Source organism: Francisella halioticida, from assembly GCF_002211785.1.
Taxonomy (GTDB): Bacteria; Pseudomonadota; Gammaproteobacteria; order Francisellales; family Francisellaceae; genus Francisella; species Francisella halioticida.
In genome coordinates this window covers 77,435-99,894 of sequence record NZ_CP022132.1, presented here as the reverse complement: position 1 = coordinate 99,894, position 22,460 = coordinate 77,435, and the positions used below count along the sequence as shown (strand labels likewise).

Sequence of the window (22,460 nt, the reverse complement as noted above, 5' to 3'; positions counted from 1 at the left end):
ACAGTTTTAGATTGTATCAAAAATACTACTGAAAATATAAAAGAAAGTAATATGGTTTTTTATTTAGGCAGATTTGCTTTTCTGTTATGAGTACTAAATACGGCTCTGTTGCAAACTAGTGATAGTATAATTTTATCACAAATTTTTTCTTAAAATTCAGAAGTCAGATTTTACGGGTATGTACTTTTCTAGATTATTAACATTCTAAGTTCTTCATTGGTATTTACCATATTCGTTGAGTTACATAACTGTTCAGTAGAGAGTAATAATTTTAGGAAAAAATTTGTGATTAGATTACCAGTTCGTGACAGTACTTCATTTTACAGAGCATAATTAAGATTAAAACTAAAAAGAGTTTTAAAGTGTAAAAGTACACTACAATTTAAACACCCCATTGTTTTTCTTCATAGCCATTAATCTGATTTAATCGAGAAGATAAGTTAGTTGTATCGCCTGCTTCCCTAAATCCTTTAAGTTCAAACTCCATAATAACCGTATTAGTTAAAGGTCCTAAAAAGCTAGGATTATTTGGATCTACATTAGTATATGCACTATCTTGCCAAAGAGCTCTAATATCCCAAGATTTAGCATTATATTGGATTCCGACAAAGACATTTGCTATTTGCTGTTGCATTTGTGGTTTATCGCCATCGTCTATTTGTTGTTGTGTCAATGCATTCCAGTTATTTGATCATACCCTCCTATTTGGGACACTTAGGTGTTAAGAAAAGGAGACAAGATGAGATATACAAAAGAGTTTAAAGATGAAGCTGTTAAATTATGTTTACAACCAGATGCAAATAGACGATAAATAGCAGATAATTTAGGGGTTAAATATAAAACCATTTGCAGTTGGATATCCAAAGCCATGTCAAACCCTCAGAAAGAAATAAAGATAGATTATAAAACGCAGTACCAGCAACTATCTTTTGAAAATACTGATTTGAAGAAAAAACTCAAACAGGCAGAAACAGAGCGTGAAATACTAAAAAAGGCACAGCGTACTTTGCAAAGCAAAATCTGTAAGGTACGCCTTTATTAAGGAGCATTATAAAGTTATGCCAGTAACAACACTATGTAAATCTTTGAATGTGAGCACATCTTCATATTACAGATGGATTCATAAACCTATAGGTAAAAGGCAATGCTGAACTAGATGATGCTATTTTAATGAACATAAATCTAGATATGGAAGTGTTAGGATATACAAAGAGCTTAAAGATATGGGTTGGAAAGTTACTCAACCTAGAGTATCTAAACGTATGAAATTACTTGGTTTACATGCTAAAGCGGCTCGTAAGCATAAGAAAACTACAGATTCTAACCACAACAAACATGTTTATGATAATTTATTAGAACAAAACTTCACTGCTTTATCTGTAAATCATAGGTGGGTTACAGATATAACTTATGTACCTACACAAGAGGGGTGGCTGTATCTTTGTGTGATTATACACTCTGATAAAGGGTCACAGTACTGTAGCAAACAATATCAAGACATTATTAAAGAACACTGGCTACTATCAAGTATGAGCTCTAAAGGATGCTGTTACGATAATGCTGCTTGTGAAAGTTTCTTTGGAACTTTAAAAGTAGAGTTAGTACATGATGAAAGCTATAAAACTAGAGAAGAAGCTAAACTATCAATATTTGAATATATTGAAGCTTACTATAATACAAAAAGGAGACATTCTACAATAAATTATATGACTCCATATCAATTTGAATATATAATGGAAAATGAAGTAGTAAACTGTCACAAATTGACGGAGTAGATCAATTTGCAATATTATTGTATGAAATATTAAATATATCTTTGCTATCATCCTTGTATGATAATTGGTATACCTGATAATCAAAACTTTTTTCTTCGACTCTATAGTTTATCTGGGCAGACACATAGATATGCTTAAGTATTTGATATTCAAATGATGATGTTATTGGTGAAAAATTATCTTTATAAAAAGGATCTTAAATTACGCATTTTGAATTTCCTTGGCATAAAGTTACTTTTCTATTAGCAAAAAATGCCATCTGACCAATTTTAGCAGAAAGTAAAGTTGTCCCATCACTTTGTTTTACTGTTTGAGCCTCTAATGCATAGGTGATGCTGGTGGTAAACGTAGAATGGCTAAACCTAGATTTTATTATTCTGGTGAAAAACCATATAGAATGATCTACATGGAAGATCCATTTGGGAACATCTTAGAAATCGATAGCCATAGTTATGAGTTACACTACTCTGCTGGTGCGTATAATTAGGGTAAAGTCAAAGTCTGAGTGATTAGTAGTTTCAAAAACGAATGATTAGAAAATAAAATTATTTTAAAGAGGTGGTTTTTTTATTTTCCATTTGTTTTAGGCTACGTTAGCGTAGTGCTAGTCAGTTTTGCATACCGGTTCCTGAGTGAAGTCGAAGGGCTGCCATGAAAAAGTACGTCGCTAAAATCTACGTAGTAAGTGGCGAAATATCTCTTATCGAAAATACGCCGTATATCTTCTAGCAACCCACCCTTGAATTAAATCTCCATCAATATCAATCTCTACAAAAAGCCAAGAGTGATTTGTTCTATCAATAATATGAATTAAAGTTCCAGGCTTTAATGTTGTTATAACATCAGACTTAATACTAGGTTTAAACCTAAAATTTAATGAATTTACAATTGTAATTCTATAATCTTTTAAAACCTTTCTATCAAAATTACTATTATATTGCCTAGAGAATGCTTTTGCTTCTTTAACTGTTAATATTTTTTCTGATTCTTTTTTAGCTTCACAATAGTGTGAATATATAAAGGAGCATAGTAAACTTATCAATATTGGTAAAATATACTTATCATACACTTTAGATAAAATAGCCTTTGCTTTATCGGATAAGTCATTAAAGTCTTGTTTAGATTTTATTTCTTCCTTTACAGCATCACCTATTTCTATAATATTTTCTTCAATCTATTCTTTTAACTTTTCATCTAAACTAGAAAAAATCTCAGAAATGTTTAATTTTTGAAGAGAAATGAGATTTGTCAATTCTTTAGGTAAAATATATTATCAAGAGGTAATTTTATAAAAGAATCAGTTTTTAAAAAGCCTTGTAATGCCTCTAGCATTATAGTATGGAAATAATCGCTTTTTCAACTTCACTATCTCTTCAATATTTATAGGCCTTAAACTTGAGGTTATATTTTTAATCCACTCAAGATTTGGATTAATAATTGAGCTTAAGGTTTTATTTAACTCTTCCACCTCTCGAAATGCACTATTCTGTGAAAAAATAGAAAAGTTAGTTTTTATAATATCGTGTAATCCTTCTACGCTAAGCTTATGATCTGAAAATATATTTGTTGATGTTATAATTGATGCTATATTTTTTGTCAATTCCAGATGTGGAGTTAAAGATTTGTTTAACCCTTCAATATTCTGAAATACTTTAGGTTGAGCCGCCATTGATGCTATTGTAGAATCAAAGTTTTTTTGAAAACTTGGTATTTCAGGTAAAGAAGATGGAATTGTTAACTTTCCAAATATATTTTTTAGTAGTTTTTCATTCATGGCATTAACCTAAAAATACTAAAACTCATGATTAAATTCTAAACACTGGCCTCTTTGATCACTAACAACCTTATCGTCGTGATATTTAACAACACCATTAATAATAGTTGTCTTAATTTTTGATTGGAAAGTAACATTATTAAAAGGAGTCCAACCACACTTATAATGACAACACTCATCTGTCACAGTATGCGGATCATTAAGATCTACTAATACCAAATCTGCCATATATCCTTCACGGATAAAACCACGATCTTTAACCTTATAAACTATTGCTGGAGCATGAGCTGTTTTTTGCACTACTTGCTCAAGAGTTAAGAAACCTTTGTGATAATGTTCTAATACTGAAATTATTGCCTGCTCAACAAGTGGTAAACCTGCTGGAGCCTTGAAGTAAGTACCTTGTTTTTCTTCCCAAGTATGCGGTGCATGATCTGTAGCGATTACATCAATAGTATCATTTGCAACACATTCTAAAAGTTTTAAACGATCACTCTCTTCTTTAATCGCTGGATTACATTTAATACGTGAGCCCTTATCAGCATAGTCCTTACGTGAGAAAAATAAATGATGTGCGCAAACCTCTGCTGTAATACGCTTCTCCTCTAATGGGATTGTATTATCAAAATGTACCATCTCTTCTGCTGTAGTTAGATGCAATACATGCAATCTTGAATTATATTTTTTTGCCAAGCCTACCGCAAGATCAGATGATTTAAAACAAGCCTCACGCGAGCGAATTTCTGGATGTAAATCCATAGGTACATCTTCGCCATATTTCTCACGTGCCTTGTTTTCAAGTTCTGTAATCATTGGTGTATCTTCACAATGCGTAACTATTAAAAGAGGACTGGTTTTAAAGAAACCTTCGAGAGTTTCTTTATTATTCACCAGCATATTTCCAGTTGATGCTCCCATAAAGATCTTAATAGCACAAGCATCATTTGATTTTAATCTTTTAAGCTCTTGTACATTATCATTTGTTGCACCCAAGTAGAAAGCATAGTTAGCATGAGATCTAGCTGCAGCACGCTCTTTTTTCTCGTCTAGGCGCTCAACTACTGTTGTTGCTGGATTTACATTTGGCATCTCCATATATGATGTAATACCACCCATTACAGCAGCTTTAGATTCAGACTCAATATCACCTTTATGCATCAAACCAGGCTCTCTAAAATGCGCCTGATCATCAATCATACCGGGTAATAAGTGAAGACCTGTAGCATCGATAGTTTTATCTGCTGCTTTATCTATATTTGCAGCAACCCGTGCAATCTTGCCACCCTCTACAAAAACATCTGATTTAAATGTTTCACCTTCATTTACGACTGTAGCATTTTTGATAAGTAAGCTTTGATTAGACATTATATTCCTCCTTTATAAATCTAAGAAAATTATAATAAACCATATTTTAAATCACCAGGTTTAAAACTAATATTTACCATATAATCCATGTTAACATGTCTAGTTAACTAATAACTCAAAATCATAAGCAAAATGAATAAAGTTGAAATTGACAACAATCAGTACTGGTTAAATAGATGGCAAAATAATGATATTGAAAATTTCTCTCAAGAATCTCCAAATGAGTTTCTAATTAAGCATTTTTCTAAATTAAAGATAACTAGCTCATCAACATGTTTGATCCCAATGTGTGGAAGTAGTATTGATATACTATTCTTCCTATCTAAAGGAATTAAAGTTATCGGCATTGAGCTATCCGAAAAGGCTGCTGTTTCATTTTTCGCTGAAAATCACATCAAATATGAAATTGTAGATAAAAATGGCTATAGATATTATAAAGGTGATAATGTTGTAATATATGTATCAGATATTTTCAACCTATCTGAAATAGTTAAAAATATACCTACTTTTGATATTTGGTATGATAGAGGTGCATATATTGCTTTACCTAAAGAACTAAGAGCTAAGTATGCAAAAATGATGCTAGAAGTATGCTCAGGTAAAACACAGATATTACTGCTAGTAATGGAGCATGACAGGAAATCTCAGACACCTCCATTTAGCGTTTCTCAAGATGAGTTAATCAAGAACTTTTCTCCAAATATTGAGTTTACACTTATCGATAGCGAGTTAAGGGATAATATTCCTGATTACAGAAAAGCTGAGGGAATGACTTTTCAGTATTACAAAACTTATATAAGAGAGCAAGGTTAACCTACTCTATAGCTCTAATTCTGAACTCGTTCCAAGATCTCAACAAAATCAATACCCCTAATACTAAAATAAATTAGTAAAAATTTATCTTGAAACTCTTTTTAAAATTATTGATTTTATCTTTTAATATTGTTTTACATGTTATTCATAACCAATTTATTTAAGTAAAGTAATAATATAAAAAACTTTCTAATATCTTAAAACAATGTTTGATATCACTATAAACCAATGATTTAATTTATTAATAATTAACAAAATAATGCATGTATTTTCAATAAGGACTAACTAGATGAAATGATCTACCCCGTCAATTTGGGACAGTTTACTACTTCATTTTCCATTATATATTCAAATTGATATGGAGTCATATAATTTATTGTAGAATGTCTCCTTTTTGTATTATAGTAAGCTTCAATATATTCAAATATTGATAGTTTAGCTTCTTCTCTAGTTTTATAGCTTTCATCATGTACTAACTCTACTTTTAAAGTTCCAAAGAAACTTTCACAAGCAGCATTATCGTAACAGCATCCTTTAGAGCTCATACTTGATAGTAGCCAGTGTTCTTTAATAATGTCTTGATATTGTTTGCTACAGTACTGTGACCCTTTATCAGAGTGTATAATCACACAAAGATACAGCCACCCCTCTTGTGTAGGTACATAAGTTATATCTGTAACCCACCTATGATTTACAGATAAAGCAGTGAAGTTTTGTTCTAATAAATTATCATAAACATGTTTGTTGTGGTTAGAATCTGTAGTTTTCTTATGCTTACGAGCCGCTTTAGCATGTAAACCAAGTAATTTCATACGTTTAGATACTCTAGGTTGAGTAACTTTCCAACCCATATCTTTAAGCTCTTTGTATATCCTAACACTTCCATATCTAGATTTATGTTCATTAAAATAGCATCATCTAGTTCAGCATCATTATATTGCCTTTTACCTATAGGTTTATGAATCCATCTGTAATATGAAGATGTGCTCACATTCAAAGATTTACATAGTGTTGTTACTGGCATAACTTTATAATGCTCCTTAATAAAGGCGTACCTTACAGATTTTGCTTTGCAAAGTACGCTGCTGCCTTTTTTAGTATTTCACGCTCTGTTTCTGCCTGTTTGAGTTTTTTCTTCAAATCAGTATTTTCAAAAGATAGTTGCTGGTACTGCGTTTTACAATCTATCTTTATTTCTTTCTGAGGGTTTGACATAGCTTTGGATATCCAACTGCAAATGGTTTTATATTTAACCCCTAAATTATCTGCTATTTCTCGTCTATTTGCATCTGGTTGTAAACATAATTTAACAGCTTCATCTTTAAACTCTTTTGTATATCTCATCTTGTCTCCTTTTCTTAACACCTAAGTGTCCCAAATAGGAGGGTATGATCAATTCCTTAAATAGTCTCTTTATGGGAATGCTGTTTTATAAAACAACAGTTATTCTCAGTCAGTCAAATATCGCCAAAAATCATTTTAGCTGCTTTCTTTGCTTTACACAACTCGACTATTATATTTCATATGCTAATGCAGTTGTTGTAATTGTTGTTATTGGTTGCTTACCAGGTAGGCTTATATTAGTACCATTTAGCTGGTACTGAAGCTGGAGGATAAAGCCCCATTAATAAACTCTGCGCACTTTCAACTGTCCTATTTGTAGGACTTGATAATACGTAGATACTTTGACTTTGATAGTCTTTTGGCAAAAGTCTGAGCTGTTCTATATATCTTTTTCTAAGCTGTTTACCTAAGTTATACTCCTGATTCATTCCTATAGGCGTAAGTTCTGATAAAGATATTCCCCATTTGTAGTTAGCATTCTTGATATTAGCAAAAGGAGCTCTATCTCCATGACGAGTTATCATCGATACAAAAACTAGTTTGCCTTGAGAATATGCTACTGGAATTAATAATACTAATAATGTAACTGTTGCGACAATTTTTTCATTTGCTTTTATTTATATTATAATTAGTTTGCATAATATTAGTATTTTTAAAAACTAAAATCAGAGTCAACATGCATAGAAGCTTAAATGCCTTACACATAAAGAGGTTTGCTAAATAATTTATGAATATTTTATACAAATATATTAAGTTTAAAAATTAAGCGACAAAAATCAATTTTAATATAAAAATAGCTTTAAAACCACCCTAAAAACTAATTTATGCAAAACTTCAAAAAACACCCTTTACAGATAGATCTCAAAAGCCTAGAATACTTTCAATTTGTCTATTAACTTTATAGAAATAAATGATAAAAAAAATTTTCAAAATATTTTTTTCTTTAATTTTCACTTATCAGAGTAGGATTATTTTATGATATTAGCTAATGATATGACTAATGCGATGTTGGTTTTCCCGGATGGTACATATTATCTAGGAAGATCAATAGGTGTTCGTGGCTGGACTGATGGCGAAATTTGTTTCAACACATCCATGACAGGTTACCAAGAAACACTAACAGATCCATCATACGCTGGACAAATTATCACATTTACATTTCCTCACATAGGTAATGTCGGAATCAATAATGAAGATAATGAGTCCTTAGGTGTATTTGCGAAAGGCCTTATCGTTAGGGAGAATTTAACTAACCCATCAAATTTTAGATCCAAAAAACATATTGATACATGGCTTAAAAATAGAAACATCGTTGGTATATGTGGTGTCGATACACGTGCAATCGTACGCAAAATACGCAAAGAAGGTGCTGTAAGGGTTGCAATACTATCTGTAAAACCAGGTGAGTTTCTTGATGCAAACTATGTTAGATCAAGAATCAAAAACAAATCAAACTTAAGTGGTAGAGATTTAGCAATAAGTGTAACGACAAATAGAGAATATGATTGGAGTGAACATACTTTTTCACTAGGACAACAAGTTTATAAACATCAAGATAGCTATAACTATAATGTCGTGGTTATCGACTATGGTGTTAAATATAACATCCTAAGAAATCTTGTTGATGCTGGATTTAAGGTAACAGTGGTGCCAGCTGATAGTACTTATGAAGATATTATGAAGCACAATCCAGATGGAGTGTTTTTATCAAATGGTCCAGGAGATCCTTTTGCAACTTCTGACTACACCATGCCCGTTATAAAGAAACTCCTTGAAAATAAAATGCCTATATTCGGCATATGCCTTGGTAACCAGCTACTAGCTTTAGCAGCCGGACTAAAGACCAAAAAAATGCATCAAGGGCATAGAGGCGTCAATCAACCTGTATTAGATGAAAATACTAAAAGAGTCCTTATCACAAGCCAAAACCATGGCTTTGTAGTATGTGATGGTACGGTTCCAGAAAATATCCAAATTCATATGAGCTCATTATTTGATGGTACTGTTGAAGGTATCAGATTCACTGATAGACCAGCTTTCGCCGTGCAGTATCACCCAGAGAGTTCGCCAGGTCCTCATGACTGTAAATATTTATTCAATGAATTTGCTGAAATGATAGCAGAAAGCAAGAAAGGGAATTGATAAAATGCCAAAAAGAACAGACATAAAAAGTATTTTAGTTTTAGGTGCTGGACCAATAGTTATTGGACAAGCTTGTGAGTTTGACTATTCTGGCACTCAAGCGTGTAAAGTTTTGAAAGAAGATGGCTATACAGTATTTCTGGTAAACTCAAACCCTGCAACAATTATGACAGATCCAACAACAGCCGATAAAATTTTTATTGAGCCTATTACAGCTGAAAGTGTTGGTAAAATAATAGCTAGAGAAAAACCAGATGCTATTTTACCTACAGTTGGTGGTCAAACAGCCCTTAACTGTGCTTTAGAATTAGACAAACAAGGTATTTTAGAAAAACACAATGTTGAAATGCTTGGAGCAAAAGCAGATTCTATTGATAAAGCTGAAAATAGACAACGGTTTAATAAAGCAATGGCAAAGATTGGACTAGAAGTACCTAAGAATATTGTAGTGCAATCAATGGAACAAGCTCATAAAGCTCTAAAAGATATTGGACTTCCTGCTATTATACGACCTTCATTTACACTTGGTGGTAGTGGTGGTGGTATTGCTAACACTATGCAAGATTTTGAAGCTATCGTTAAAAACGGTCTAAGTTTATCTCCGACTAATGAAGTGCTAATAGATGAATCTATCTTAGGTTGGAAAGAGTACGAGATGGAAGTAATCCGTGATAAGGCTGATAACTCGATCATTGTATGTTCAATAGAAAATATCGACCCTATGGGAATCCATACTGGTGATAGTATTACAGTTGCTCCAGCTCTAACTTTGACAGATAAAGAATACCAAATAATGCGTGATGCTTCGATCGCTGTACTTAGAGAGATTGGTGTCGAAACTGGCGGCTCAAATGTACAGTTTGCGGTAAATCCTAAAGATGGTAAGTTGGTTGTTATTGAGATGAATCCAAGAGTATCTAGATCATCAGCATTAGCATCAAAGGCTACAGGCTACCCTATTGCAAAAGTTGCTGCTAAATTAGCCGTTGGCTATACTCTTGATGAAGTTAATAATGATATAACAAAGGTTACACCAGCTTCATTTGAGCCCACCATTGACTATATAGTTACAAAGATACCTCGCTTTACATTTGAGAAATTTCCTACTACCAAGGCTAATCTATCTTCACAGATGAAATCTGTTGGTGAAGCTATGGCGATTGGTAGATCATTCTCTGAAAGCTTACAAAAAGCTCTTGTTTCACTTGAAACTGGTATAACAGGTTTAGATCAGGTTGAAATCCCTGGCTATGATGAAGAAAAATCTTTCTATCAAAATAAAACAGTTATTCTAAGATCTCTAAAAGAGCTATCTCCTATGCGTATTTTAAGAGTTGCTCAAGCTCTTAGGTACGGTATAAATGAAAAAGATATCCATGATGCTTGTAAAATAGATCCGTGGTTTATTGAGCAAATTGCAAATGTTGTTGCTGCCGAAGAAGCCCTTAAAAAATCTGGTTTACCAAATAGTAAAGAAGAATTTTCATATTACAAAAATATTGGTTTCTCAGATGCAAAAATTGCTGAATTTGTTGGTAGAACAGAAAGATATATTAGAAACTTTAGGTTTGATAAAGAAATATATCCTACATTTAAACGTGTAGATACCTGTGCTGCAGAGTTTGAATCAAAATCTTCATATCTATACTCAACTTATGAACACTACTGTTATGAAGAGATTATCCGCGATTGTGAATCTGAAATATCAGATAATAAAAAAGTCATAATTCTGGGTGGTGGTCCAAACCGCATTGGCCAAGGTATTGAGTTTGATTATGCTTGTGTTCATGCGGCTAAATCACTCAAAGAAGAAGGGATTGAAACTATCATGATCAATTGTAATCCAGAGACAGTTTCTACAGATTATGATACTTCTGATAAACTATATTTCGAGCCACTATGTGCTGAGAATGTTTTAAACATCATCAAAAATGAAATGCGCAAAGGCGAAGTACTCGGTGTAATTGTACAGTTTGGTGGTCAAACTCCGCTAAAACTAGTATCAGCCCTCCATGAAAACAATATCCCAATACTAGGTACAGATCCAGATAAAATTGATTTAGCTGAAGATAGAGAAAGATTTAAAGAGCTACTTGATAATGTTGGCTTAAAACAACCTCTAAATATAATTGCATATACTATCAATGAGCTAAAGAAAAAAATTGGCAATGTTGGATACCCTGTAGTTGTCAGACCATCTAATGTATTAGGTGGAAGAGCTATGGAAATTGTTCATTCTCAGGAAGAACTAAACTCTTATATCGAGAAAAATGCCAAATGTATTCTTGAAGGGCCTATATTAATTGATAAGTTCCTTGAAAACGCTATTGAGCTAGATGTTGATGCTCTAGCTGATGGCGGTGATCGTGTCTTTGTTGCAGGGATTATGGAACATATTGAAGAGGCAGGTATTCACTCTGGTGATTCAGCTTGCTCTATACCAACTAGATCACTTAGTGATGAGCAAATTGAAGAGGTTAAACAAGCGACTATCAAGTTAGCTAGAGAGCTAAATGTAATAGGTTTAATGAATGTTCAGTTTGCTTACCAAAATAAGCAATTATACGTGATTGAAGTAAACCCTAGAGCTTCAAGAACTGTACCTTTTGTTGCAAAGGCTACAGGTAATAGTATTGCAAATATTGCTACTAAACTTATGATTGGTAGAAAACTTTCTGATTTTATATTAAATAACCCAATACCAAGACACTTCTCTATAAAAGAAGCTGTATTCCCATTTGGTAGATTTGATGATGTTGATTGTTACTTAGGTCCAGAGATGAAATCCACTGGTGAAGCGATGGGTATGGATAGAACCTTTGGGGTAGCATTCTACAAAGCTCAAGAAATGGCTTTTAATAAGCTGCCTCTAAAAGGAAATATCCTAATATCTGTAAGTAATGCTGATAAGCCCAAAATAGTTCAGCCTGTTAAAGAACTTATCGAGTTAGGCTTTAATATCTTTGCTACAAAAGGTACGGCGTGCTTCTTAAAAGAGAATGGTCTTAAGTGTAAACTTTTTGATAAAGCTTCTGACAATATTGACAATAATCAAGTACATAATACTGTCAATGCTATTGAAGATGGTGAGGTTGATCTACTTGTTAATACTTCAATTAGACAAGAGCTAAATGTCAGTTTAGCTCTAAGAAGAGCTGCTATTATGAGTAGAGTTCCCTATGTTACAACTGCTGGAGCTTTTGAAGCTTTTGCAATTGCAGCAAAAGATATGAAAACTATAGACAATTCGTTTAACGTTAAAACAGTAAAAGAATGGATTAATAGTTAATAAAAACTATCTTTAATCTTATAACTGAGGCCTTCCTTCATACCAAAGGAGAGTAAGGGAGCTTTAATAACTAGTCATCCTGAATTTGTTTCAGGATCTCAACAAAATTAGTATCTACCGTAAGATGTTGAGATAAATTGAACATGACATCAATATTGAGGAATTAAAATGCTATCATTTCAAAAACTTCTACGCGGTGACCAAATAAACAAATATGACTTATCTAATTTATTTTATCAAGCAGATGTTTACAAAAATAAACTCTCCAAATCTGAGTCTATAAAAGACCTGGAAGGTAAAATCTTAGCATCTTTATTTTTTGAACCAAGTACGAGGACAAGATTTTCATTTGAATCAGCGATGAGCAGACTTGGAGGAAAAATTATATCACTAGAAAATGGTGCTTCAAGCTCTTCTACTCAAAAAGGTGAAACTCTTGATGATACAGGCAAAATGATGGATCAATATGCAGATATTATTGTTATACGTCATCCTAAGCCTCATAGTGTAGAAGAGTTCTCAAAATATGTAAAATCTCCTGTTATAAATGCTGGAGATGGAGATCATGAACACCCTACTCAATCTCTGGTTGATTTATATACTGTTTATTCTGAAAAAGGCTCTCTTGATAATCTAAAAATAGGGTTTATTGGAGATTTGAAATATGGCCGTACCGTCCACTCTCTGACAAATATTCTTGCTAAATATAATGCTTCATTTAAATTCATATCTTCAAAAGAGCTACAAATACCCGAAAAACTAAAATATTTTGTTAAGGAAAATGGCAACTCTTTTAGTGAATTAGAAGAAGTAAACACTAAAGTTCTAGAAGATCTAGATGTACTTTATGTCACTAGAGTACAAAGAGAGAGGTTTCCTAATGAAGAAAGCTATCTAAAAAACAAAGATCTTTGCTATCTTAATAGAAAACATATTTCAGATAAAAGTAATTTTATAATCCTTCATCCTTTACCAAGAGTTGATGAGATGGATAGATCTATAGATGAACTTAGCTGTGCTAAATATTTTGAGCAAATCAAATATAGTATACCTATTAGAATGTCATTACTTTACTTACTATCTAAATCTCAAGAATAATTTGTTACTTTTTATCTGTATTTTAAAAGGATACAATTTTATATTAGAGTCTATTAATTATTTTTTAAAATCATATATTTATATAATTTCCACTACTCTCTAGAACACATAGAGCTCCTCTAATAGCTTTAGTAGCATTATCCAGGATCAAAAGAAGACATCGATGATATAGTCTTGTAAAATAAGAAAATATAAAACCAATAACTCTAACTATTGTGTTTTTATTATGTTGGTTTGTCGCATACTTAAATCCCAATATTTTAAATATGATCTTCAACTATCTTATTTTAGCTATTATTTATTATGCCTAACACTATGAAGGTCAAATACCTAGCTACTAATATTTTCATCTTTGCCATAGGAGTCACAACTCTTTCTTCAGCCATATACATTTGATTATAATTAATTATATAAATTTGACATTTATACAAATAAGAGATAAATTGTATCTACCCTAATGGGGGCGAATATGGTTTCGACATGAATGTCAAAGTCCAAGGTGCATGTCGAGGAAGTACAGTAACCTCGTAAATAACAGTACAATGCCGATAATAACTGGCAATAAAAAAGCAAACCGCGTAGCGGCTAACGACAGCAACTTTGTTGCTGTTGCTAAAGCTGCCTAGTCTAGCTTAATAACCTAGAAACGCACAGGTATTATATCTTTTCTTGTGAAGGTATATTTACACCTGTTCATCTTTTACATAAGACGGTTGTTTGTTTTAAGTCTGGAAGTAAATGACTGTATTTATCAGACTCGCTAACTTTTACCCTGATTATCTGGGGAAAAGCTAAGCTAAATATTAAATAAGATAATCTAAGCATGTAGATCTAAAGATAGAGAGTTTATGGACGCGGGTTCAAATCCCGCCGCCTCCACCAAATTATTGTTTCATCAAGTTTTATTGTCTCATTAGGCTTTGTTTCTTAACCCCTAAAATTATAAATATGTTGTCAAAACTAAGTCAAAGAATTAGAATCAATCAGTTTTAAAAATATAAAATTACAAATTGGCCTGACATTAATAAATAGAGGTTGTATAAATATATGGCTAACGGATGATGCCATAAATAATTGGTATGAAAAAATGATCTACCCCGTCAATTTGGGACAGTTTACTACTTCATTTTCCATTATATATTCAAATTGATATGGAGTCATATAATTTTAAACTGTCCCTGTTATTCAATACCACTTTATAAAATATTTTTATTCCTTGCTTTTATGCAGCATCTAAAATACCAGAATATACTTCATCAGGAGTCATATATCCAATACTAGAATGTAGTCTTTCATTGTTGTAAATATCAATATATTCTTTGATACCTACTTTAGCCTCTTTCATAGTTATATATGATGCAGGATAAACATTTTCATATTTCAGTGTTCTCCAAAATCTCTCAATTGCAATATTATCTATAGATCTTCCTTTAGCATCCATAGATATATTTATTTTATTATCAGATAATATTTTAATATGCTCTTTTGCTGTATATTGAGTTCCTTGATCAGAGTTAAAGATATCAGGTTTACCATATTTAAATAACGCTTCTTTTAACACACTAGTTGTTAGATGTGTATCCATAGTATTAGAAATCTTCCAAGCTAGTGTTTTCTTGCTATGCCAATCTATTATGGCTACTAAATATGCATACCTACATTCTAGTCTAATATACGTGATATCAGCACTCCATACCTTATTAGCTTTATCTATAACAACCTGATTCGTCTCATTTTTAAATACATTAAGTAAGTATGGATATTTCTTGTGTTGCTTATTAATGACAGTTCTCTTTTTTTTAGGATACAATGCCTTAATACCCATGAATTCCATAGCACTTTTGATTAGCTTCCTTCCAACTAGAAATCCTAATCTATTTAGCAACTTTACTAGCCTTCTCGTACCATAATATGGATGTTTAGTATGTATCAAATCTATTGCATTTAATAGTCTAATATCATCATTACTACTAAATTTTGATATTGGTGTATAATAGTACACACTCTTAGATACAGATAATAGTTTAAGCTGATTATTTAAAGATAATTCTAGCTTAGTATCTACAGAGTTTACTCTATCATTTGATGATACCAAGCTTTTTAGCTTTCCCATTAAAAAATCCCTCTCTACTATTACCTCGACTAGTTTTTTACTTGTTGCATCTTATACTACCCCAATAAATTAAACAATATTTTCAATTATTTAGTTCCCATCTAAGCCGCCCGTTTTTCCAATAAGTTATCGTAATAAAATTCCATAGGTTTTTTATAATTGATAGACTCATGAAATCTTCTATTATTATAAAAATCTATATAATCATCCACATCGTTTCTTAGTTCAACAATGCCAGGATATTGATTTAAATAAAATCTCTCACATTTAGCACTTCTCCAAAATCTTTCGATGCAAATGTTATCAGTTGCTCTACCTTTACCATCCATAGATATAGTAATTTTTTTATCCAATAATGTTTGGATATGAATGTTAGATGTGTACTGGCTACCTTGATCAGTGTTAAATATTTCTGGTACTCCATATTTATACAGAGCTTCATTTAAAACTTTCATAACTAAACTACTATCCATAGTGTTGGATATCTCCCAACTTAGTACAGCCTTAGAGTACCAATCAATAATAGCTGCCATATAAACTGTGCCAGCATCAGTCTTAATATATGTAATATCTGTAGACCAAACTTGATTAGGTCTCAATATGCTTAAACCTTTTAGTTTGTAACTATAAATAGCATGCTCTTTGTTAGGTTCAGATAAGTTTAAGTTTGGTTTTTTCACCGCCAATATAGCTTTGATGCCTAACTCTTTACGATACTTTTGTACTGTGTTCTCACAGATGCTAAACCCATCTTCTATTAATTGCTTATGAGCTTTTATATAGCCGTAGCAGGGAATCTCCTCATGTATCTGTATAAGCTTTGCTTTTACTTCTTCTTTATGTTCGTTAACCACAGGCTTGTAATATAAACCAGCTCTAGAAACTTCTAATAAGAAACTTTGTTTTACAACAGATAATTTATGCTTAGGATCAATCATCGCTTTTCTATCAGATAATCCCAAGCTTACGAACTGATCATACCCTCCTATTTGGGACACTTAGGTGTTAAGAAAAGGAGACAAGATGAGATATACAAAAGAGTTTAAAGATGAAGCTGTTAAATTATGTTTACAACCAGATGCAAATAGACGAGAAATAGCAGATAACTTAGGGGTTAAATATAAAACCATTTGCAGTTGGATATCCAAAGCCATGTCAAACCCTCAGAAAGAAATAAAGATAGATTATAAAACGCAGTACCAGCAACTATCTTTTGAAAATACTGATTTGAAGAAAAAACTCAAACAGGCAGAAACAGAGCGTGAAATACTAAAAAAGGCAGCAGCGTACTTTGCAAAGCAAAATCTGTAAGGTACGCCTTTATTAAGGAGCATTATAAAGTTATGCCAGTAACAACACTATGTAAATCTTTGAATGTGAGCACATCTTCATATTACAGATGGATTCATAAACCTATAGGTAAAAGGCAATGCTGAACTAGATGATGCTATTTTAATGAACATAAATCTAGATATGGAAGTGTTAGGATATACAAAGAGCTTAAAGATATGGGTTGGAAAGTTACTCAACCTAGAGTATCTAAACGTATGAAATTACTTGGTTTACATGCTAAAGCGGCTCGTAAGCATAAGAAAACTACAGATTCTAACCACAACAAACATGTTTATGATAATTTATTAGAACAAAACTTCACTGCTTTATCTGTAAATCATAGGTGGGTTACAGATATAACTTATGTACCTACACAAGAGGGGTGGCTGTATCTTTGTGTGATTATAGATTTATTCTTAAGATCAGTTATTGGTTGGGCAATGGATTCTAGGATGAAAACGGATTTAGTTTGTAATGCTTTAAATATGGCATTCTTTAGAAGAAATTTTCCTAGTGGTGTGATTATACACTCTGATAAAGGGTCACAGTACTTGTAGCAAACAATATCAAGACATTATTAAAGAACACTGGCTACTATCAAGTATGAGCTCTAAAGGATGCTGTTACGATAATGCTGCTTGTGAAAGTTTCTTTGGAACTTTAAAAGTAGAGTTAGTACATGATGAAAGCTATAAAACTAGAGAAGAAGCTAAACTATCAATATTTGAATATATTGAAGCTTACTATAATACAAAAAGGAGACATTCTACAATAAATTATATGACTCCATATCAATTTGAATATATAATGGAAAATGAAGTAGTAAACTGTCCCAAATTGACGGGGTAGATCAGTTAGTATGTTAAAGAATATTATATAGTATTAAGATTTCAATATTTAATTAAAATTGTCTACAAATAAACTTATTTATAAGCACTGCTGTAACAATATATCTTTGGTATATTTTTGTTTTCTTAGGCTTTATATTGTAGAGTCATATGATATATCTGATATAATTTCTTTATCTTAAAATTCCAAAAATAACTTTCATGGCTGAAAAATATATATATTCAATGCATAGGGTTGGTAAGGTTGTGCCACCTAACAAATATATCTTAAAAGATATTTCATTATCATTTTTTGATGGTGCAAAAATTGGTGTGCTAGGTCTTAATGGTTCTGGTAAATCAACACTGCTCAAAATTATGGCTGGTCTTGATACTGAAATTGTTGGTGAAGCTGCATCTCGTAAAGGTGTAAAAATAGGTTATCTTCCACAAGAACCAAAGCTTGATGAAACCAAAGATGTGCGTGGTAACGTTGAAGAGGCTCTTTCGCATTTAAAAGATATGCTTACTAGATTTGATGAAATCAGTATGAAATTCTGTGAGCCAATGTCTGATGATGAAATGGCAAAACTTCTTGAAGAGCAAGGTGAGTTACAAAATGCTATAGATGCAGCTGGTGCTTGGGAAATAGAGCGTAAACTAGATGTTGCTGCAGAAGCTCTACGTCTACCTGCTTGGGATACAGATGTTACAAAATTATCTGGTGGTGAGGCTCGTAGGGTTGCTTTATGTAAACTACTATTATCAGCTCCAGATATATTACTTTTAGATGAGCCTACTAATCACTTGGATGCTGAGTCTGTAGCATGGCTTGAGAAATTTTTGGCAGAGTACAAAGGCACTGTTGTGGCTGTCACGCATGATAGATATTTCTTAGATAATGTAGCTGAGTGGATTCTAGAATTAGACCGTGGTGAAGGCATTCCATTTAAAGGTAACTATACAGAATGGTTAGAGCAAAAACAAAAACGTCTAGAAATGGAAGAAAAACGCGAATCTTCACATCAAAAGGCACTTAAAGAAGAGTTAGAGTGGGTTCGTCAAAATACCAAGGGTCGTCAAGCCAAATCAAAAGCAAGGCTTGCTAAGTTTGATGAATTAAGCTCACAAGAGTTCCAAAAGCGTAATGAAACCCAAGAGTTATATATTCCACCAGGAGAAAGACTAGGTAACAATGTTATCAAGGCTAAAGATCTTATTAAATCATTTGATGATAAGCTACTTATTGATCATTTAAATATGGATGTTCCAGCTGGATCTATCGTTGGTATAATTGGTGCTAATGGTGCAGGTAAGTCGACATACTTTAAAATGATTACAGGACAAGAGACTTCTGATAGTGGTAATATAGAGCTTGGTGAAACTGTGAATCTAGCGTATGTAGATCAATCACGTGATGCTTTAGATGATAACAAAACAGTTTGGGAAGAGATTGCTGATGGTTTAGATGTGATTACAGTTGGTAAATATACTATCCCATCTCGTCAGTATGTCGGTAGATTTAACTTCAAAGGTTCAAGTCAACAGAAATATATTTCTCAGCTATCTGGTGGTGAGAGAAATCGTGTTCATTTAGCTAAACTGCTTAGAAGTGGTGGTAACGTTATCTTACTTGATGAACCTACTAATGATCTTGATGTAGAGACCTTAAGAGCACTTGAGGAAGCTATTTTAGCTTTCCCTGGTTGTATTATGGTTATCTCACATGATAGATGGTTCCTAAACCGTGTGGCTACGCATATGCTTGCTTTTGAAGGTAATAGTGAAATAGTTTGGTTTGAGGGTAACTATGATGCTTATATCGAAGATAAGAAACGTCGTCTTGGCGATAAGTATGATGCTATTACAAAGATTAAATATAAAAGAATTTCTGTTAATTAATATTTATTAATTTTTAACTTTTATTTTATTGATATCAAAAGGTTTGCTTGTAGCAACAACTTCATTCCAGCTATTTATGCGGCACTTACTATCAAAGTTAAAGTATGCTATTTCAATAATTCTAAAATTAGCGTCGTTATTATATTTTCCATTTATTTGATATTTAAATATTAAGTTATGGTTATCTTGACTTAAATAATTGAAGTTACTAAAATGCAGTTTTTTAAAATTTTTATTAAGCATAATAAAATGCTTTTCAAATTGATTATATCCAGTTGCTAAAACCACATCATTTGTAGTCATTTTGTGAATAAGCATGCAAAAATGACCCCTTTTAGGGGTAAATAAGCACCGAAAAATGCCCCCCCTGAGGTGGTAAACTACCCTACATTTTTTATAAATATAGGGCTTAAATTAAGATGATAAAAATGGATAAAAAAACAGCCATTTTAGTTGGTGGTACTGGCACTGTAAGACTCATACAGCTATAGCCATTGCTAGAGAAATAGTCAAATTAGGTAGGAAAGCAAGATTTCACAATATCGTTGATTTGGTTAACCAATTAGAGCAGCAGAAGTTAAACAATAACTCGGGAAAGCTTGCGGAAAAGTTAAAATCAATGGATGTGATTGTTTTAGATGAATTGGGCTATTTACCTTTCTCAAAGTCTGAAGGAGCTTTATTATTCCACCTTCTGAGTAAGTTACATGAAAATGTATCTTTGATTATAACTTCAAATTTATCTTTTGGAGAATGGACACAGATTTTTAGTGATAAGAAGATGACTTCAGCTATGCTAGATCGTTTAACTTTTAACTGTGAAATTATTGAAACTGGCAATGATAGTTTTAGACTTAAAAATAGGAAATAAAACAGATGATTTTGGCTGACTAAAAATCAGTCATTTTAGGTCCTCTAGGGGGGGCAAAAATTCGGTGCCTCTAGGGGTCAATTTTCAATGCCTATTGACAAATATATCTATATACAGTTAGATAAAAAAAATCAGATTTAAAAATTTTATCATTCACGTACTTAAATTTACAATAGATTTAATCTACCCTGAATTAAACCTAGCTTTACAAACTTGTAAACAATAATTACTCCAATTAAAAATGATGAAATCTGTCGCTATTATAGCTACTTTATACTTCTTTCAAATACATTATCTATTTCTTTTAGATAAGTTTTTTTGATGCCTTCAAAATCCATCTCAGGAACATCAATAATAATAGTATGCTCATTCTGCATAACTTTCTGTAAATTCTTAGAGAAAGATTCTCCTGGTTTAAGATCAAAGGCAACTTGTTGAACAATTTTATAACAATCTTCACGCATAAATCGAGTATTCGCCACTAAAAAATGCAAATAGAAGCTTGATAAATATGCACTAGTGCTTCTAACCCTATCTTCAATAATATCTTTTTGAACCACAAGGTTATCAATTGTATTTTTCATTCTTCGTAATGCATAAACCATTATACCGAAGTTATCTGGAAGATAAAAACGTTCAGCTGAAGAATGTGAAATGTCTCTTTCATGCCATAATACACAATTTTCTAGTGCTACAGATACATGCGACCTAAGCATTCTTGCCATACCTGTCAAGTTCTCTGTAGAGATTGGGTTTTTTTTATGTGGCATAGTTGATGAGCCTTTCTGTCCCTTAGAAAAACCTTCATACACTTCAAAAACATCGCTTCTATGTAGATGTCTAATCTCAACAGCTAATCTCTCAATAGCAGAGGCTATAAGCCCATGAATAGAGATTAACTTAGCTATTCTATCTCTAGGGATAACTTGAGTAGAAACTTCTTCAACGGGTAATCCTAAAATATCTGCTGCTCTTTTCTCATCTTCTGTAGTTAGAATGCAATAGTTACCAACTGCTCCGGAGAATTGTACAGTAAGCCCATCTTTTTGAAACTCTTTAAGATCTTTCAGTCTACGTTTGAACTCAACATATGCTCCTAAGAATTTCTGACCAAAGCTCATTGGTTCAGCAAACATACCGTGGCTTCTTCCCATAGTAATAATTTCTTTTGTTTCTTGTGCTTTTACTAATAACGAATCACATAATGCTTCTAAGTCTTTAACAACAAACTCAAGAGACTCACAAACCTGTAAACTTAGAGCCGAATCAATAATATCTGATGATGTCACACCAAAGTGGAAGAACTTACCAGTCTCAGCTGTAAATTGTTCTGCAATTGAAGTACAAAACGCAATAATATCATGCTTTGTAACCTTTTCAATCTCATCAATCCTTCCCGATCTAATTTCTGCTTTAGAGCGAATCTCGGCAGCTGTCCCCTTAGGAACCATTTTATCTTCTAAAGCTTCTAAAATAGCCAGTTCAACCTCAAGCATCTTACGATATTTATTTTCATCTGCCCATATTTTTGAAATTTCTGACACATCATATCTTTTTATCATTTTACTATCCCTATTAGATAAACTATAAGCAAACACATACCCAAATACCTTAAGCATAAAATGTTTAAAGCATCAGCGTACAACTAAAAGCTGATAAACTATCTAAACCAACGTTACAATATGCTTTAATTCTCTCAAATAGAGTAATATTGTCAACCCATTTGTCATATCCACAATGCCTATCTTAGGAATAACTTATAAGTAAGATTATCTTATAAATTTAACTTATCAAGCAAATATTACTGATCAATTA

At 32.3% G+C, this 22,460-nt stretch carries 22 protein-coding genes, 1 other RNA gene and 3 pseudogenes; 13 read left to right on the top strand and 13 right to left on the bottom strand.

All coding sequences use genetic code 11. The annotated features are described in order from the left end of the window. Nucleotides 1-382: 382 nt before the first annotated feature. Nucleotides 383-631, bottom strand: a pseudogene (locus CDV26_RS12765) (LPS-assembly protein LptD); the annotation flags it as partial. Nucleotides 632-868: 237 nt separating this feature from the next. Between CDV26_RS12765 and CDV26_RS11785 the strand changes: the two are divergent. Together CDV26_RS11785 and CDV26_RS00545 are read left to right on the top strand one after the other, a co-directional pair. Further along, the gene (locus CDV26_RS11785; RefSeq protein ID WP_157671298.1) at nt 869-1,042 is read left to right on the top strand and encodes a hypothetical protein; all 174 of its coding nucleotides are present in this window, start codon (nt 869-871) and stop codon (nt 1,040-1,042) included. Nucleotides 1,043-1,223: 181 nt separating this feature from the next. Further along, complete coding sequence (locus CDV26_RS00545) at nt 1,224-1,775, top strand: IS3 family transposase (protein ID WP_088771639.1); 552 nt, start codon at nt 1,224-1,226, stop codon at nt 1,773-1,775. Nucleotides 1,776-1,779: 4 nt separating this feature from the next. On the opposite strand, the pseudogene lptD reads toward CDV26_RS00545, so the two are convergent. Continuing rightward, nucleotides 1,780-2,109 (bottom strand): annotated as a pseudogene (gene lptD, locus CDV26_RS11780) (LPS assembly protein LptD); the annotation flags it as partial. An 18-nt stretch (nt 2,110-2,127) separates the two neighbouring features. Here lptD and CDV26_RS13430 point away from each other — a divergent pair. After that, complete coding sequence (locus tag CDV26_RS13430; protein ID WP_255321847.1) at nt 2,128-2,262, top strand: VOC family protein; 135 nt, start codon at nt 2,128-2,130, stop codon at nt 2,260-2,262. A gap of 213 nt (nt 2,263-2,475) precedes the next feature. Here the strand turns inward: CDV26_RS13430 and CDV26_RS00535 are convergent, their stop codons facing one another. The 3 genes from CDV26_RS00535 to CDV26_RS00525 all read right to left on the bottom strand — a co-directional run bounded on the left by CDV26_RS00535 (nt 2,476) and on the right by CDV26_RS00525 (nt 4,914). Beyond that, complete coding sequence (locus CDV26_RS00535) at nt 2,476-2,844, bottom strand: SH3 domain-containing protein (RefSeq protein WP_157671294.1); 369 nt, start codon at nt 2,842-2,844, stop codon at nt 2,476-2,478. Nucleotides 2,845-3,072: 228 nt separating this feature from the next. Continuing rightward, nucleotides 3,073-3,549, bottom strand: coding sequence for a hypothetical protein (locus CDV26_RS00530; protein WP_088771637.1), 477 nt, complete (start codon nt 3,547-3,549; stop codon nt 3,073-3,075). 18 nt (nt 3,550-3,567) lie between these two features. Then, nucleotides 3,568-4,914: a dihydroorotase gene (locus tag CDV26_RS00525; RefSeq protein WP_088771636.1), complete on the bottom strand. Its 1,347-nt coding sequence runs from the start codon at nt 4,912-4,914 to the stop codon at nt 3,568-3,570. Nucleotides 4,915-5,046: 132 nt separating this feature from the next. On the opposite strand from CDV26_RS00525, the gene CDV26_RS00520 reads away from it, so the two are divergent. After that, nucleotides 5,047-5,727: a class I SAM-dependent methyltransferase gene (locus CDV26_RS00520; protein ID WP_088771635.1), complete on the top strand. Its 681-nt coding sequence runs from the start codon at nt 5,047-5,049 to the stop codon at nt 5,725-5,727. Between the two features lie 299 nt (nt 5,728-6,026). Here CDV26_RS00520 and CDV26_RS00515 read toward each other — a convergent pair whose 3' ends face one another. The 4 genes and pseudogenes from CDV26_RS00515 to CDV26_RS00505 all read right to left on the bottom strand — a co-directional run. Then, on the bottom strand, nt 6,027-6,578 hold the full coding sequence (locus tag CDV26_RS00515) for an IS3 family transposase (protein ID WP_088773413.1): 552 nt from the start codon (nt 6,576-6,578) through the stop codon (nt 6,027-6,029). Then, on the bottom strand, nt 6,536-6,751 hold the full coding sequence (locus tag CDV26_RS11775) for a hypothetical protein (RefSeq protein ID WP_088771820.1): 216 nt from the start codon (nt 6,749-6,751) through the stop codon (nt 6,536-6,538). The genes CDV26_RS00515 and CDV26_RS11775 overlap by 43 nt, the downstream gene beginning before the upstream one ends. Nucleotides 6,752-6,783: 32 nt before the next feature. Beyond that, complete coding sequence (locus CDV26_RS00510) at nt 6,784-7,092, bottom strand: transposase (RefSeq protein ID WP_157671291.1); 309 nt, start codon at nt 7,090-7,092, stop codon at nt 6,784-6,786. 230 nt (nt 7,093-7,322) lie between these two features. Continuing rightward, nucleotides 7,323-7,595, bottom strand: a pseudogene (locus CDV26_RS00505) (histidine phosphatase family protein); the annotation flags it as partial. Nucleotides 7,596-8,046: 451 nt separating this feature from the next. Here CDV26_RS00505 and carA point away from each other — a divergent pair. The 4 genes from carA to ssrA all read left to right on the top strand — a co-directional run bounded on the left by carA (nt 8,047) and on the right by ssrA (nt 14,482). Then, nucleotides 8,047-9,213, top strand: a complete 1,167-nt coding sequence (gene carA, locus CDV26_RS00500) for a glutamine-hydrolyzing carbamoyl-phosphate synthase small subunit (protein WP_088771632.1) — start codon at nt 8,047-8,049, stop codon at nt 9,211-9,213. Between the two features lie 4 nt (nt 9,214-9,217). Next, nucleotides 9,218-12,502 (top strand): carbamoyl-phosphate synthase large subunit, encoded by a 3,285-nt coding sequence (gene carB, locus CDV26_RS00495; RefSeq protein WP_088771631.1) that lies wholly within the window; start codon nt 9,218-9,220, stop codon nt 12,500-12,502. Nucleotides 12,503-12,670: 168 nt separating this feature from the next. After that, nucleotides 12,671-13,600, top strand: a complete 930-nt coding sequence (gene pyrB, locus CDV26_RS00490; protein WP_088771630.1) for an aspartate carbamoyltransferase — start codon at nt 12,671-12,673, stop codon at nt 13,598-13,600. 459 nt (nt 13,601-14,059) lie between these two features. After that, nucleotides 14,060-14,482: a transfer-messenger RNA gene (ssrA, locus tag CDV26_RS00485) on the top strand. Between the two features lie 340 nt (nt 14,483-14,822). Here ssrA and CDV26_RS00480 read toward each other — a convergent pair. Both CDV26_RS00480 and CDV26_RS00475 read right to left on the bottom strand, forming a co-directional pair. Further along, nucleotides 14,823-15,713, bottom strand: a complete 891-nt coding sequence (locus CDV26_RS00480) for an IS3 family transposase (RefSeq protein WP_088771629.1) — start codon at nt 15,711-15,713, stop codon at nt 14,823-14,825. A 101-nt stretch (nt 15,714-15,814) separates the two neighbouring features. Then, nucleotides 15,815-16,711, bottom strand: coding sequence for an IS3 family transposase (locus CDV26_RS00475; protein ID WP_157671288.1), 897 nt, complete (start codon nt 16,709-16,711; stop codon nt 15,815-15,817). A gap of 4 nt (nt 16,712-16,715) precedes the next feature. On the opposite strand from CDV26_RS00475, the gene CDV26_RS00470 reads away from it, so the two are divergent. From CDV26_RS00470 to ettA, 4 genes are all read left to right on the top strand, one after another. Then, nucleotides 16,716-17,024 carry a transposase gene (locus CDV26_RS00470; RefSeq protein ID WP_157671285.1) on the top strand — a complete coding sequence of 103 codons (309 nt, stop codon included), beginning with the start codon at nt 16,716-16,718 and terminating at the stop codon, nt 17,022-17,024. A gap of 197 nt (nt 17,025-17,221) precedes the next feature. Beyond that, nucleotides 17,222-17,602: a DDE-type integrase/transposase/recombinase gene (locus tag CDV26_RS00465; protein ID WP_088771626.1), complete on the top strand. Its 381-nt coding sequence runs from the start codon at nt 17,222-17,224 to the stop codon at nt 17,600-17,602. Nucleotides 17,603-17,648: 46 nt separating this feature from the next. Then, nucleotides 17,649-17,894 (top strand): IS3 family transposase, encoded by a 246-nt coding sequence (locus CDV26_RS00460; protein ID WP_088771625.1) that lies wholly within the window; start codon nt 17,649-17,651, stop codon nt 17,892-17,894. A 200-nt stretch (nt 17,895-18,094) separates the two neighbouring features. Continuing rightward, complete coding sequence (ettA, locus tag CDV26_RS00455; protein ID WP_088771624.1) at nt 18,095-19,774, top strand: energy-dependent translational throttle protein EttA; 1,680 nt, start codon at nt 18,095-18,097, stop codon at nt 19,772-19,774. Nucleotides 19,775-19,780: 6 nt separating this feature from the next. Here ettA and CDV26_RS00450 read toward each other — a convergent pair whose 3' ends face one another. Next, nucleotides 19,781-20,092, bottom strand: a complete 312-nt coding sequence (locus tag CDV26_RS00450) for a hypothetical protein (RefSeq protein WP_088771623.1) — start codon at nt 20,090-20,092, stop codon at nt 19,781-19,783. A gap of 169 nt (nt 20,093-20,261) precedes the next feature. Between CDV26_RS00450 and CDV26_RS00445 the strand changes: the two genes are divergently transcribed. Beyond that, nucleotides 20,262-20,645 (top strand): ATP-binding protein, encoded by a 384-nt coding sequence (locus CDV26_RS00445; protein WP_088771622.1) that lies wholly within the window; start codon nt 20,262-20,264, stop codon nt 20,643-20,645. Nucleotides 20,646-20,911: 266 nt separating this feature from the next. Here the strand turns inward: CDV26_RS00445 and purB are convergent, their stop codons facing one another. After that, a complete protein-coding gene (gene purB / locus CDV26_RS00440; protein WP_088773412.1) occupies nt 20,912-22,207 on the bottom strand; it encodes an adenylosuccinate lyase in 1,296 nt (431 codons plus the stop codon). Nucleotides 22,208-22,460: the final 253 nt, after the last annotated feature.